This window comes from Enterobacter sp. CPE_E890 (genome assembly GCF_046521475.1).
Classification (GTDB): Bacteria; Pseudomonadota; Gammaproteobacteria; order Enterobacterales; family Enterobacteriaceae; genus Enterobacter; species Enterobacter adelaidei.
Map to the genome: position 1 here is coordinate 3713148 of NZ_JBKFZW010000001.1, position 13958 is coordinate 3727105.

General features: G+C 51.4%; 10 protein-coding genes. 5 read left to right on the plus strand and 5 right to left on the minus strand.

The window, feature by feature from the left end:
• Nucleotides 1–15: 15 nt before the first annotated feature.
• On the minus strand, nucleotides 16–1269 hold the full coding sequence (gene glyA, locus ACLHV9_RS18315) for a serine hydroxymethyltransferase (RefSeq protein WP_028016077.1): 1254 nt from the start codon (nucleotides 1267–1269) through the stop codon (nucleotides 16–18).
• Nucleotides 1270–1572: 303 nt separating this feature from the next.
• On the opposite strand from glyA, the gene hmpA reads away from it, so the two are divergent.
• From hmpA to ACLHV9_RS18340, 5 genes are all read left to right on the plus strand, one after another.
• On the plus strand, nucleotides 1573–2763 hold the full coding sequence (gene hmpA, locus ACLHV9_RS18320) for an NO-inducible flavohemoprotein (protein ID WP_108090917.1): 1191 nt from the start codon (nucleotides 1573–1575) through the stop codon (nucleotides 2761–2763).
• 147 nt (nucleotides 2764–2910) lie between these two features.
• Nucleotides 2911–4452 carry a lysine decarboxylation/transport transcriptional activator CadC gene (cadC, locus tag ACLHV9_RS18325; RefSeq protein WP_108090918.1) on the plus strand — a complete coding sequence of 514 codons (1542 nt, stop codon included), beginning with the start codon at nucleotides 2911–2913 and terminating at the stop codon, nucleotides 4450–4452.
• Between the two features lie 340 nt (nucleotides 4453–4792).
• Nucleotides 4793–6127, plus strand: coding sequence for a cadaverine/lysine antiporter (gene cadB / locus ACLHV9_RS18330; protein WP_028016074.1), 1335 nt, complete (start codon nucleotides 4793–4795; stop codon nucleotides 6125–6127).
• A gap of 76 nt (nucleotides 6128–6203) precedes the next feature.
• The gene (cadA, locus tag ACLHV9_RS18335) at nucleotides 6204–8345 is read left to right on the plus strand and encodes a lysine decarboxylase CadA (RefSeq protein WP_049005975.1); all 2142 of its coding nucleotides are present in this window, start codon (nucleotides 6204–6206) and stop codon (nucleotides 8343–8345) included.
• Between the two features lie 54 nt (nucleotides 8346–8399).
• A complete protein-coding gene (locus ACLHV9_RS18340) occupies nucleotides 8400–9866 on the plus strand; it encodes an oligopeptide:H+ symporter (protein ID WP_407220934.1) in 1467 nt (488 codons plus the stop codon).
• A 41-nt stretch (nucleotides 9867–9907) separates the two neighbouring features.
• Here the strand turns inward: ACLHV9_RS18340 and glnB are convergent, their stop codons facing one another.
• The 4 genes from glnB to qseE all read right to left on the minus strand — a co-directional run bounded on the left by glnB (nucleotide 9908) and on the right by qseE (nucleotide 13818).
• A complete protein-coding gene (gene glnB, locus ACLHV9_RS18345) occupies nucleotides 9908–10246 on the minus strand; it encodes a nitrogen regulatory protein P-II (protein WP_003860685.1) in 339 nt (112 codons plus the stop codon).
• A gap of 80 nt (nucleotides 10247–10326) precedes the next feature.
• Nucleotides 10327–11664 carry a two-component system response regulator GlrR gene (glrR, locus tag ACLHV9_RS18350; RefSeq protein WP_028016071.1) on the minus strand — a complete coding sequence of 446 codons (1338 nt, stop codon included), beginning with the start codon at nucleotides 11662–11664 and terminating at the stop codon, nucleotides 10327–10329.
• Nucleotides 11661–12389: a two-component system QseEF-associated lipoprotein QseG gene (gene qseG, locus ACLHV9_RS18355; protein ID WP_108090920.1), complete on the minus strand. Its 729-nt coding sequence runs from the start codon at nucleotides 12387–12389 to the stop codon at nucleotides 11661–11663. Before qseG ends, glrR begins: the two co-directional genes overlap by 4 nt.
• 1 nt (nucleotide 12390) lies before the next feature.
• On the minus strand, nucleotides 12391–13818 hold the full coding sequence (qseE, locus tag ACLHV9_RS18360) for a two component system sensor histidine kinase QseE/GlrK (RefSeq protein WP_028016069.1): 1428 nt from the start codon (nucleotides 13816–13818) through the stop codon (nucleotides 12391–12393).
• Nucleotides 13819–13958: the final 140 nt, after the last annotated feature.

The window sequence follows — 13958 nt, forward strand, 5'->3', positions numbered from 1 at the left end:
TGCAAAGCAGAGGAATTATGCGTATACCGGGAAGCGTGCGCAGATATCCAGAACTTTACCTTTAACGCGCTCGATAACCGCTTCGTCATTGATATTGTCCAGAACGTCACACATCCAGCCAGCCAGTTCTTTCACTTCCGCTTCTTTAAAGCCACGGCGAGTCACTGCTGGTGAACCAATACGGATACCGGAGGTCACAAACGGGCTCTTCGGATCGTTTGGTACGCTGTTTTTGTTCACGGTGATGTTTGCGCGGCCCAGGGCAGCGTCAGCTTCTTTACCGGTCAGGTTTTTATCAACCAGATCCAGCAGGAACAGGTGGTTTTCAGTACCACCGGAGACCACTTTGTAGCCACGGTTCAGGAACACTTCCACCATCGCTTTGGCGTTTTTGGCAACCTGCTGCTGGTAAACCTTGAACTCTGGCTCCATCGCTTCTTTCAGCGCCACCGCTTTTGCCGCGATAACATGCATCAGAGGGCCGCCCTGCGCGCTTGGGAACACAGCAGAGTTCAGTTTTTTGTACAGCTCTTCATCACCGCCTTTCGCCAGGATCAGGCCACCGCGAGGACCCGCCAGGGTTTTGTGGGTGGTGGTGGTCACAACGTGAGCGTGTGGTACCGGGTTCGGGTAAACGCCTGCGGCAATCAGACCCGCAACGTGCGCCATGTCTACGAACAGGTAAGCACCGATGCTGTCTGCGATTTCACGCATTTTTGCCCAGTCAACGATACCGGAGTAAGCAGAGAAACCGCCGATGATCATTTTCGGTTTATGGGTCTGCGCCTGCTTCGCCATGTCTTCGTAGTCAATCTTACCGGACTCATCAATACCGTAAGGAATGATGTTATACAGTTTGCCGGAGAAGTTAACCGGGGAGCCGTGAGTCAGGTGGCCGCCCTGCGCCAGGTTCATACCCAGAACGGTATCACCCGGTTGCAGCAGCGCGGTGTAGACCGCGAAGTTAGCCTGAGAGCCAGAGTGCGGCTGCACGTTAGCGTAGTCAGCACCAAAAAGCTCTTTCGCACGGTCGATAGCCAGTTGCTCAACGATATCAACGTACTCACAACCGCCGTAGTAACGCTTACCCGGATAACCTTCAGCATATTTGTTGGTCAGCTGAGAGCCCTGCGCCTGCATTACGCGCGGGCTGGTGTAGTTTTCGGAGGCGATCAGTTCGATGTGCTCTTCCTGACGTACTTTTTCCTGCTCCATAGCCTGCCACAGTTCGGCATCATAATCGGCAATGTTCATTTCACGCTTTAACATCCGCATCTCCTGACTCAGCTAACAAGTAAATTTTGCCTGAAAAGGCAGTCCTGTTGGACGACGGGCAACAGTATAACTGAATAGTTCTGTGATAACAGGTCTTGACAAACGATTTTACGCAAACGTTTTCCTTCACGCCACGCAAGGGTTTGAGGAATAAAGCTCTCGACATTTTCAACCGATTTCTTTTCAGGTTTGTGATGCATATTTTTCATGTTGCAAAGAACCATTTACAACGAAGGGGTATTTTTTATAAGATGCATTTAAAATACATCATTAAAATGACATCAGAAGGACGCGCTCATGCTCGACGCTCAAACCATCGCTACTGTAAAAGCCACTATTCCCCTGCTGGTAGAAACCGGCCCTAAACTCACTGCCCATTTCTACGATCGTATGTTCACGCACAACCCGGAGCTCAAAGAGATTTTCAACATGAGCAACCAGCGTAATGGCGATCAGCGCGAAGCCCTGTTCAATGCTATCGCGGCCTACGCCAGTAATATTGAAAACCTGGCAGCGCTGCTGCCTGCGGTGGAAAAAATCGCGCAGAAACATACCAGCTTCCAGATCAAACCGGAGCAGTACAACATCGTTGGCGGCCATCTGTTAGCGACCCTGGACGAAATGTTCAGTCCGGGTCAGGAGGTACTGGACGCGTGGGGTAAAGCCTACGGCGTGCTGGCAAACGTATTCATCAATCGTGAAGCGCAAATCTACAGCGAAAACGCCAGTAAGAACGGTGGCTGGGAAGGTACGCGTGCGTTTCGTATCGTTGAGAAAACGCCGCGCAGCCAGCTTATTACCAGCTTTGAATTTGAACCGGTTGACGGTCAGCCGGTAGCTGATTATCAGCCAGGACAGTATCTGGGCGTCTGGCTGAAGCCTGAAGGTTTCCCGCATCAGGAGATCCGCCAGTACTCCCTGACCCGCAAACCTGACGGTAAACGTTACCGTATCGCAGTGAAGCGTGAAGAAGGCGGTCAGGTTTCAAACTGGTTGCACAACGAAGCCAGCGTGGGTGACGTGGTACATCTGGCCGCACCTGCTGGTGATTTCTTTATGGCCGTTGAAACGCATACCCCTGTTACGCTGATCTCTGCGGGTGTCGGCCAAACGCCAATGCTGGCGATGCTCGATACGCTGGCGAAAGCAACCCACACCGCACAGGTAAACTGGTTCCACGCCGCCGAGAACGGTGATGTGCATGCCTTTTCGGATGAAGTAAAAACGCTGGGGGCGACCCTGCCACGCTTTACCGCGCATACCTGGTATCGCCAGCCTAATGAAGATGACCGTCAGAATGCACGATTCGACAGCGAGGGCTTGATGGATTTGAGTAAACACGAGAGCCTGTTCAGCAATCCAGAGATGCAATTCTGGCTCTGCGGCCCAGTCGCTTTTATGCAGTTTGCCGCCAGACAGTTAGTTACGCTGGGGATCAAATCTGAAAACATTCATTACGAGTGTTTCGGGCCTCATAAAGTGCTGTAAACCGACCAATTCCTCTCAGGATGCTGTATTTAGCGGCATCCTTTTTTTCTTTCATCTTCAACATTGAGTCTTGTGGCTTATCAATAATGAGTTTGTCATTCATGTTATGATTTTTCTTTTCCCTTTTCCGCCTGGGGATGCTTTTTTATGCAACAACCTGTTGTACGCGTTGGCGAGTGGCGAGTTACGCCGTCCATAAATCAAATTAGTCGACAAGGTCGCCAACTGACGCTTGAACCACGCTTAATTGATCTTTTGGTGTATTTCGCCAGTCATCCTGATGAAGTCCTGAGCCGGGATGAGATCATTGATAACATCTGGATGCGCAATATTGTCACCAGTCATGTGGTTACCCAGAGCATTTCAGAACTCCGCAAATGGCTGAAAGACGGTGATGAGCAGAGTCCAGAATACATCACCACAGTGCCAAAGAGGGGCTACAAGCTCACCGCGCCGGTGGTCTGGATGACTGAAGAAAGCGCCGACAGTGGGCCATCCACGCTTATAGCCTCACCAGAAACGACACCTGCCGGACAGATCAATACGCTTCCTGAACCGGAAACAGCGTCCGCTCCCTCATTCAGACAGGCACGGAAAAAAGTCGATCGACGAAATCGTGTCGCCTCCTTCTGGACCTGGCTACTGTTTCTGTTGTCACTTGGTGCGTTGATTGCGCTGGTTATCATGTCGCTTATCAATTCTCACCCACCGGTGACCAAAACGCGCCTGCTACTCAATCCACGCGATATAGATGTACGTTTTGAGCGCGGTATCTCTTGCAATAAGTGGTCTTCTCAACAGTCCTACGCTATCGGCCTGGGAAACCTGATTACCTCGTCACTGAACACATATTCCACCTTTATGGTGCATGACAAAACCAACTACAACGTGACAGAACCCAGTAGCTCCGGGAAAACACTCACCATCAAATTCGTTAATCAACGCCATTACCGGGCACAGCAATGTTTTATGTCTGTATTGCTGGTCGATAATGCAGACAGCTCTGTCATGCTGGACAAGCGCTACTTTATTACCGACAACACGCTGTTATCGGTACAGGAAGATCTCCTCCACAGTCTCTCCGCCGTGTTGACGCAGCCCTGGCCACCTCGTATGCAGGCACAACTTGCCCAGTTCCGCAATTCGCAAAGCCTGTCGTTGGCGCAGTTCTACCAGGCTGACCAGTTGATTATGGAAGGTGATGTCGTGTCATTAAATAAAGCCAGCGAGTTACTCAGCGTCGTCGCAAAAGACGCACCTGACTTTATCAATGCGCTGCTGGAAAAAGTACTGGTGGATGTACTACGACATTCACAGCAACAGTTCAATGAACCTCAACTTACCGCGCTGAATAATGAGCTGAGTAAAATCGCGCAACTTCCCGGCATTGAGGAATCAGCAACGTGGTATCAAATACAGACTATCAATGGATTAAGCAAAGGTGATATTGACAATGCATACAGGAACATTAACAAAAGTATTGAACTCGAAATGTCCTGGCTAAATTATGTGTTACTGGGAAAGATCTATGAGATGAAGGGTGATAATCGTCTGGCGGCTGATGCTTATATTACAGCATTTAACTTAAGGCCGGGTGAAAACACTCTCTACTGGATTGAGAATGGCGTTTTCCAGACTTCCATTAAAAAAGCAGCCCCTTATTTAAAAACGTTTCTTGCACAAGAGTAGAAAGCGCCCTCTGAATGCGTTAATGAATTTATTCAGTAAGTAGTAAAAATGTTGCCAGGAGGTGTTAATTGTTACCTCCAGGCAACAATCCCTGCCGTAATAAAAATATCATCAATCCCCTGTTAGATATCATTATTTATCTTTTCCTGATATAAAATTTTTATCCTGATATGTTAACGAAAAAATCTCAGGGTATCATTTTTTTGAAGTTGTCTTTTATTTCACTTTATCTTTAGGACTTCTCCTGTTCGCATCCGTAACCTTGCGGTCAGTCGGTCGGATCATTTTGAGCCTTAAACAACGGTCCGCACCTCCAAAATAAAATTCAGGAGAAACGAACATGAGTTCAGCCAAAAAGATAGGCCTATTTGCCTGCACCGGTGTCGTCGCCGGTAATATGATGGGAAGCGGTATTGCTTTATTACCCGCAAACCTTGCCAGCATCGGTGGCATTGCAATTTGGGGATGGGTGATTTCCATTATTGGGGCAATGTCTCTGGCATATGTCTACGCCCGCCTGGCCACCAAAAACCCTCAACAAGGTGGCCCAATTGCTTATGCCGGGGAATTATCTCCCGCTTTCGGTTTCCAGACCGGTGTGCTTTATTACCACGCAAACTGGATTGGTAATCTGGCAATTGGTATTACCGCTGTCTCTTATCTTTCCACCTTCTTCCCGGCATTAAATAATCCTGTTCCGGCAGGTATTGCCTGTATTGCAATTGTCTGGCTATTTACCTTTGTGAATATGCTTGGTGGGACCTGGGTGAGTCGCCTGACGACTATCGGTCTGGTACTGGTGCTGATCCCGGTCGTAGTGACTGCGATTGCGGGATGGCACTGGTTTGATGCTGCCATCTATCAGGCAAACTGGAACACCTCTACCACTACCGACCCTCATGCGGTGATCAAAAGTATCCTGCTCTGCCTGTGGGCATTCGTTGGGGTTGAATCCGCTGCGGTAAGCACCGGGATGGTGAAAAACCCTAAACGCACAGTGCCTCTGGCAACCATGCTGGGTACCGCTCTGGCCGGTATTGTCTATATCGCGGCAACACAGGTAATTTCTGGTATGTATCCGGCCTCTGAAATGGCCGCTTCTGGCGCACCATTCGCTATCAGTGCCTCAACCATCATGGGTAACTGGGCTGCACCGATAGTATCTGCCTTCACCGCCTTCGCCTGCCTGACCTCACTGGGCTCCTGGATGATGCTGGTAGGCCAGGCCGGGGTTCGCGCCGCTAACGATGGTAACTTCCCGAAAATTTACGGCGAAGTTGATAGCAATGGCATCCCGAAAAAAGGCCTGCTGCTGGCAGCGCTGAAAATGACCGTACTGATGGTTCTCATCACCGTGATGAACTCAAGCGGCGGTAAAGCCTCAGACCTGTTCGGCGAACTGACGGGTATCGCCGTACTGCTGACCATGCTGCCGTATTTCTACTCCTGCGTTGACCTGATTCGCTTCGAAGGCGTTAACGTTCGCAACCTGGCAAGCCTTGTCTGCTCCATTCTGGGCTGCGCGTTCTGCTTCATCGCACTGATGGGGGCCAACTCCTTCGAACTGTCTGGCACCTTTATCGTCAGCCTCGTCATTCTGATGTTCTATGGCCGCAAGATGTACCAGCGCCAGCATAACAACGACGCCGAAAGCACCACCGCCGACGCACTTTAATCCCCCTTTCTTATAGCCCTTCCTGACACCTGTCACACCGTGACGGGAGGGGTTTTCTACACCTGGAGATAAGACTATGAATGTTATCGCTATCATGAATCACATGGGCGTTTACTTTAAAGAAGAACCTATCCGTGAGCTCCACCGCGCACTTGAGCGTCTGGATTTCCGTATTGTTTACCCTAATGACCGCGAAGACTTACTAAAACTCATTGAGAACAATGCGCGTCTGTGCGGCGTTATTTTCGACTGGGATAAATACAATCTCGAGCTGTGTGAAGATATCAGCAAAATGAACGAATACATGCCGCTGTATGCATTCGCTAATTCATACTCCACGCTCGACGTCAGCCTCAACGATCTGCGTATGAAAGTACGTTTCTTTGAGTATGCTCTCGGTGCCGCTGACGATATCGCCGCCAAAATCAAACAGAACACAGATGAATATATCGACACGATTTTGCCCCCGCTGACCAAAGCGCTGTTCAAATATGTTCGCGAAGGTAAATATACGTTCTGTACACCTGGCCATATGGGCGGCACCGCGTTCCAGAAAAGCCCGGTAGGGAGTCTTTTCTACGACTTCTTCGGCCCTAATACCATGAAATCTGACATCTCGATTTCCGTATCCGAACTCGGTTCACTGCTTGACCATAGCGGCCCTCACAAAGAGGCAGAAGAGTATATCGCTCGGGTATTCAATGCTGAGCGCAGCTACATGGTGACCAACGGTACATCCACAGCGAACAAAATTGTCGGCATGTACTCAGCACCTGCAGGCAGCACTGTACTGATCGATCGAAACTGTCATAAATCGCTGACGCATCTGATGATGATGAGCGATATTACACCGATCTATTTCCGACCAACCCGTAACGCATACGGTATTCTCGGCGGGATCCCGCAGAGCGAACTTCAGCATGCAACCATTGCCAAACGCGTAAAAGAGACGCCAAACGCGACCTGGCCAGTGCACGCCGTTATAACCAATTCCACCTACGATGGTCTGCTCTACAACACCGACTACATCAAGAAAACGCTGGATGTAAAATCCATCCACTTTGACTCGGCCTGGGTACCTTATACCAATTTCTCCCCTATTTACGCGGGTAAAAGTGGGATGAGCGGCGGTCGTGTGGAAGGTAAAGTGATTTATGAAACTCAGTCCACGCACAAACTGCTGGCGGCGTTTTCTCAGGCTTCGATGATTCATGTAAAAGGCGACGTAAACGAAGAGACCTTCAACGAAGCTTACATGATGCACACGACAACCTCTCCGCACTATGGGATTGTGGCATCCACTGAAACCGCTGCGGCGATGATGAAAGGTAATGCCGGTAAGCGTCTGATCGACGGTTCTATTCAGCGCGCAGTGAAATTCCGCAAAGAGATTAAACGTCTGAAAGGCGAATCTGAAGGCTGGTTCTTCGATGTGTGGCAGCCGGAACACATTGATGAGCCTGAATGCTGGCCTCTGCGTTCCGATAGTGCATGGCACGGTTTCAAGAACATTGATAACGAGCATATGTATCTCGACCCGATTAAAGTCACCATTTTGACACCGGGGATGAAGAAAGATGGCACCATGGACGACTTCGGTATTCCTGCCAGTATCATCGCGAAATACCTTGATGAACAAGGCATCGTGGTTGAGAAAACGGGTCCGTATAACCTGCTGTTCCTGTTCAGCATCGGTATTGATAAAACGAAAGCCCTGAGTCTGCTCCGCGCACTCACCGATTTCAAACGCGCTTTCGATCTCAATCTGCGCGTGAAAAACATGCTGCCATCGCTCTATCGTGAGAATCCTGAGTTCTACGAAAGCATGCGCATTCAGGAGCTTGCACAGAACATTCATAAACTCGTTGAGCATCATAATCTGCCGGATCTGATGTTCCGTGCATTTGAAGTGCTGCCAAAAATGGTGATAACGCCGTATGCCGCGTTCCAGAAAGAGCTGCATGGTGAGACGGAAGAGGTCTATCTCAGTGAGATGGTGGGCCGCGTCAACGCCAATATGATCCTGCCATATCCTCCAGGAGTACCGCTGGTTATGCCTGGTGAGATGATCACTGAAGAGAGCCGTCCAGTGCTGGAATTCCTGCAAATGCTGTGCGAAATAGGTGCTCACTATCCAGGCTTTGAAACCGACATCCATGGTGCATATCGCCAGGCGGATGGTCGTTATACCGTTAAGGTACTGAAAAACGATAAATAAAGACTAAAGGGAAGTGGCTTGCCACTTCCCTTTTTCACGCCGCAAGGAGATAACATGAAAACACCCTCACAACCGCGCGCGATTTATTACATCGTGGCGATTCAAATCTGGGAATATTTCAGCTTTTACGGCATGCGTGCTCTGCTTATCCTCTACCTTACCCATCAGCTTGGTTTCGACGATAGCCACGCCATCACACTCTTTAGCGCTTACGCATCTTTGGTCTACGTCACCCCTATTCTCGGCGGCTGGCTGGCTGACCGCCTGCTTGGCAACCGCACGGCCATTATTACCGGTGCATTGCTGATGACGTTCGGCCATGTGGTGTTAGGTATCGAATCTGACTCAACCCGCACTCTGTACGTTGCACTGGCGATAATCATATGTGGTTACGGTCTGTTTAAATCCAATATCAGTTGTCTGTTGGGAGAACTTTATGCCCACGACGATCCACGTCGTGATGGCGGATTTTCGCTGTTATATGCCGCAGGGAACATTGGCTCCATTGCTGCGCCGATTGCCTGTGGACTGGCGGCGCAATGGTACGGCTGGCATATTGGCTTTGCACTGGCCGGGATCGGCATGTTTGCAGGTTTGCTGATTTTCCTCAGCGGGCATCACCACTTCCACCATACGCGCGGCGTCAATAAACAGGCATTACGCAGCAAAAAGTATCTCCTTCCGGTCTGGGGCTGGCTGCTGATAATGCTGTGCATCGCGCCCCTCTTTTTTACCCTGTTACTGGAGAATAATGGCTCTGGTTATCTACTGGTCGCCGTGTGCGCGTTTGCTGTGATAATGGTGGCGCGCATTATGATGAGATTTCCTGAGCATCGCCGCGCACTGTGGCAAATCGCGATACTGATGATGACAGGGACGCTGTTCTGGGTGCTGGCACAGCAGGGTGGCAGTACTATCAGCCTGTTTATCGACCGCTTTGTTAACCGACAGTTGCTTAATATTGAGGTGCCAACTGCACTGTTTCAGTCAGTTAATGCCATTGCAGTAATGGCAGCAGGTATTGCCCTTTCCTGGCTAGCGCGTCCGGAAGGGAAAATACGCTCAGCGCTACGCGTATGGCTGAAGTTCGCATTAGGTCTGTTGTTAATGAGCGTTGGTTTTATGTTACTGGCGCTGAATGCACGTCATGGCGGGTTAAACGGACAGGTCTCAATGGGGATGATGATCGCCGGCCTGGCGCTAATGGGTTTCGCCGAACTGTTTATCGACCCGGTAGCGATGGCGCAAATCACCCGTCTGAATCTACCGGGCATCACAGGTCTGTTAACGGGGATTTATATGCTGGCAACAGGCGCAGTAGCCAACTGGCTGGCAGGACGCGTGGCGCAACAAACCACAGAGCCACAGATTAACGATACGGCGGTTGCTGCCTATGCCCACTTTTTCTCTCAGATGAGCGGGTGGACGCTAGGCTGCGTGGTACTGATCGTTACATTCGTTGGTTTGAGAAGATGTTTTACCCCTTCTCCACTCACGTTGCCGGAAACAGAGCACGATTAAAAGCCCCTTCGCCGCCAGGGAATGGCAGCGAAGGAATACCATCAAATCGCCGCGTCGTCTTCTTCGCCGGTACGGATACGGATCACGCGCGCCACGTCAAAGACGAAGATTTTGCCGTCGCCGATTTTGCCCGTCTGCGCCGTGCGAATGATGGTATCCACACAGGTATCCACGATGTCGTCGCTCACCACGATTTCAATTTTCACTTTCGGCAGAAAGTCCACCATGTACTCTGCGCCACGGTAAAGCTCGGTGTGGCCCTTTTGACGACCAAAACCTTTCACTTCCGTCACGGTCATCCCGGTGATGCCAACTTCCGCCAGCGCTTCACGTACATCATCCAGTTTGAAAGGTTTAATAATCGCATCGATCTTTTTCATGGTGGGTCCTTAAACTCTTGCCTGTAAGCTGCTTCGTAATCGGTTGCTCACAGTATCATATTCAAGCGAATTTTGCGGTACTACTCTTTAAAATCGTTCGCTTCCAGCTCGTGCCGAGACAGTAACTTGTAGAATTCGGTGCGGTTACGCCCCGCCATTCGCGCCGCGTGGGTCACGTTGCCTTTGGTAATTTGCAGCAGCTTACGCAAATAGTTCAGCTCGAACTGATTCCGCGCTTCGGCAAACGTCGGCAATGCCGTGTTTTCCCCTTCCAGTGCCTGCTCCACCAGCGCGTCGCTGATAACCGGTGATGAGGTCAGCGCGACGCACTGCTCAATTACGTTCACCAGTTGACGCACGTTGCCCGGCCAGCTTGCGGCCATCAACCTTTTCATCGCATCGGTGGAAAACGCACGAACGAACGGTTTATGGCGATCGGCCGCCTGGCGTAAAAGATGGTTCGCCAGCAGGGGAATGTCTTCCGCACGTTCGGCCAGCGCTGGGATCTTCAGGTTCACCACGTTCAAACGGTAGTAGAGATCTTCGCGAAACTCGTTGCGGGCCATCACCTTCGGTAAATCACGGTGTGTCGCCGAAATAATACGCACATTAATATCAATATCGCGGTTGCTGCCCAGCGGGCGAACTTTTCGTTCCTGCAACACACGCAGTAATTTAACCTGCAGCGGCGCAGGCATGTCGCCAATCTCATCCAGGAAAAGCGTGCCGCCTTCCGCTGCCTGGAATAACCCTTCCCGGCTGCTTACCGCGCCAGTGAAAGCGCCGCGGGCATGCCCAAACAGTTCAGATTCGAGCAGCTGTTCCGGGAGTGCGCCGCAGTTAATCGCAATAAAAGCGTTTTTGCTGCGCGGGCTGGCATTATGAATCGCCTGCGCGAGGATCTCTTTCCCGGTACCGCTCTGGCCGTTAATGAGCACGCTGACGTCAGATTGCGCCACCATACGGGCCTGTTCGAGCAGACGCAGCATAATAGGGCTGCGGGTGACGATAGACTCCCGCCACGCTTCATCATTCGACGGGGCGGCATGTTCCAGCGCGCTGTCGATAGCCTTGTAAAGCGCATCTTTGTCCACCGGCTTGGTCAGGAAGCTGAACACCCCCTGCTGGGTCGCGGCAACCGCATCCGGAATCGACCCGTGCGCCGTGAGAATAATGACAGGCATGCCCGGCTGCTGCTTCTGGATCTCCGCGAACAGCTGCAGGCCGTCCATTTCGTCCATCCGCAGGTCGCTTATCACCAGATCAATCTTCTCGCGGCTGAGAATTCTCAGCCCCTCCTGCCCGCTCTCAGCGGTTACCACGCTGTAGCCTTCACTCACCAGACGCATGCCCAGCAGCTTTAACAGCCCGGGATCGTCATCCACCAGTAAGAGATGGGCAGGTTTACGGCTGGTCATGGCTTCACATCCTCTTGTTTCGGCGTATCGCTGTCCGGTGCAGCAGATGAACTCCCCGGCTGATATTTACGCGACGAAAGCTGTCTTTCGATATCGGTCAGGTTTTCCAGCTTACGCGTCGTGGTATCCAGTTGCGTACGCAAATGTTGCTGCTGTTGACGCAGCGTATCAAGTTCGCTGTCGGTGGACTGTTGCAATTTGCTGTAGCGGGAGCGCTCTTCAGACAGTTGAAGTTGTAATGTCTGCCCATCACGCCAGAGCTGATATACCGGGCGAATCTGGACCGGAAGGTTGACCACAAACATGTCCAGCCGGGTCACGTTGGCACGGCGTTCAACGGGTGTGATTTTCGCATCTGCCAGTAAAATCCCGCGCTTGAAAGCGTCCTGCCAGGTGTCGTCATCCAGCATCGCTGCTTTAGAACGAGCGTCTACCGGTGCCAGACGCTGGGCGCAATCTATTCCGCGTAGCCAGAACAGTGGGTTGCTTTCAACGTCATGACCTGACAGGTTCCAGATGTCCTCACAGCGGGTTGAAAGAAAGTCTGCCAGTTGGTTATCTGGCCATTTATCTTCTTGTTTATCGCTAATTGCACTTTGCGGCGCATGGGAAACACATCCTGCCAGAAATAAACAAGGCAAGCTCAGGCGAAGCGTGTTGCGGGAAAACACCGCGCGTACGGCGCGGAAAAAGACGTGTGACATACTCACCAGACATAGATTCATGTTATTGATTTTTCCGGCTCAGGGGCAATTCGATACGGAAGCAAACATCCGAACGTTCGTCCGTGACAATGTTTAGCTCACCCTGCATGCGTCGTATGCAGTCTCGGGCGATGCTCAAGCCCAGACCACTTCCTTTAACCGCACCTTTACGCTGATGACTCCCCTGGAAAAAGGGCTCAAATATCATGGCTTTTTCGTCATCGGGGATCGGGGTGCCGGTGTTAGCGACGTCAATAAACACCCGTGAACCATTCGTATAACTTCGGATATAAATGTTACCGGATTCAGTACCATAGTGCACCGCATTGGAGTAAAGATTATCCAGAACGCTCATTAACAGCATGGGTTCAGCCAGACACGCTGGCGCATTCAGTTCTACACCGGTATGCATCATTTTAGCTCTTGCTGGCAAGCTATGAGCGGAGATCACCATATCCACCAGCGGCTCAATCTCGACGTTTTCCAGTACAACCGCGCCATCAGCCAGCTTGCGGTTGTAATCCAGCAGTTGCTCAATCAGCTTTTGCAGATTGCGGCTGCTGGCATCAAGGATCTCGACAATCTCTTTCTGTTCGGTGGTCAGCGGCCCAGCCACTTCGTCCGCCAGCAGTTCCGTGCCCTCACGCATGCTGGCCAGCGGCGTTTTAAGCTCATGGGAAATATGGCGCAGAAACTGATGACGCTGAGATTCGAGCCATGCCAGACGTTCAGACAGCCACATAATACGCTGGCCAACGGACCGCAACTCACGCGGACCTTTAAAGGCAACCGTATCACCGAGCGATTTTCCCTCTCCCAGACGGTTAATCATACGCTGAATGCCCTTCACCGGGCCGATGATCATGCGGGTAAAGAGCAGAACCAGCCCGAGACTCACCAGGAACAGCACCAGCGCCTGCCAGCCGAAGAACTGTCCACGTTCGGCAATCTCCTGCTGAAGCTGCTGGCCGCGCGAGAAAATCACGGTACGCGTTGACTGAACCATCTCGGTGTTGGCGCTGGCAAAGGCCTCCAGGCGCGCGGCGGCAGTCGTATCCGGACCGCTATTTTTACACTGTAGCTGAGCAAGGTCGTTCAGATCCTGACGTAACGCTTTATACAGGTTGTCATCCGGCAACACTCCTGCGTGGGCATCCAGCATCTCGCTATAGCGTTTACGCTGATTCTGATACACCTTTTCCAGCGTGCGATCGTCAAGCACACAGTACTGGCGATAGCTACGCTCCATCTCCAGCGCAGCATTGGTCATCGCTTCACTGCGCCTGGCGTCGATGAGCGTCGTGCGGTTAGTCAACGCCGCCTGAGCACTCAAGGCATTGAGACTTTGCCACGCCTGCCAGGCAAGGATCAGTAATGGCAGCAGGATCAGCAGGAAGGCCATCATGACAAGCTGTCGCAGGGAGCGGGGAAAAACGGGCCAGCGTTTCAACGCATTACTCTCTTAGTGGGGGTTTACGCAGAGCGTAACTGAGTCTGCCCTTCAGATACAACAAAGCCGGGTAAAAACCCGGCTTTGTTATGGAATGAGGCGGTGCCTAACTCGACGTTTCGCCCTGGCCTGATAAAGCA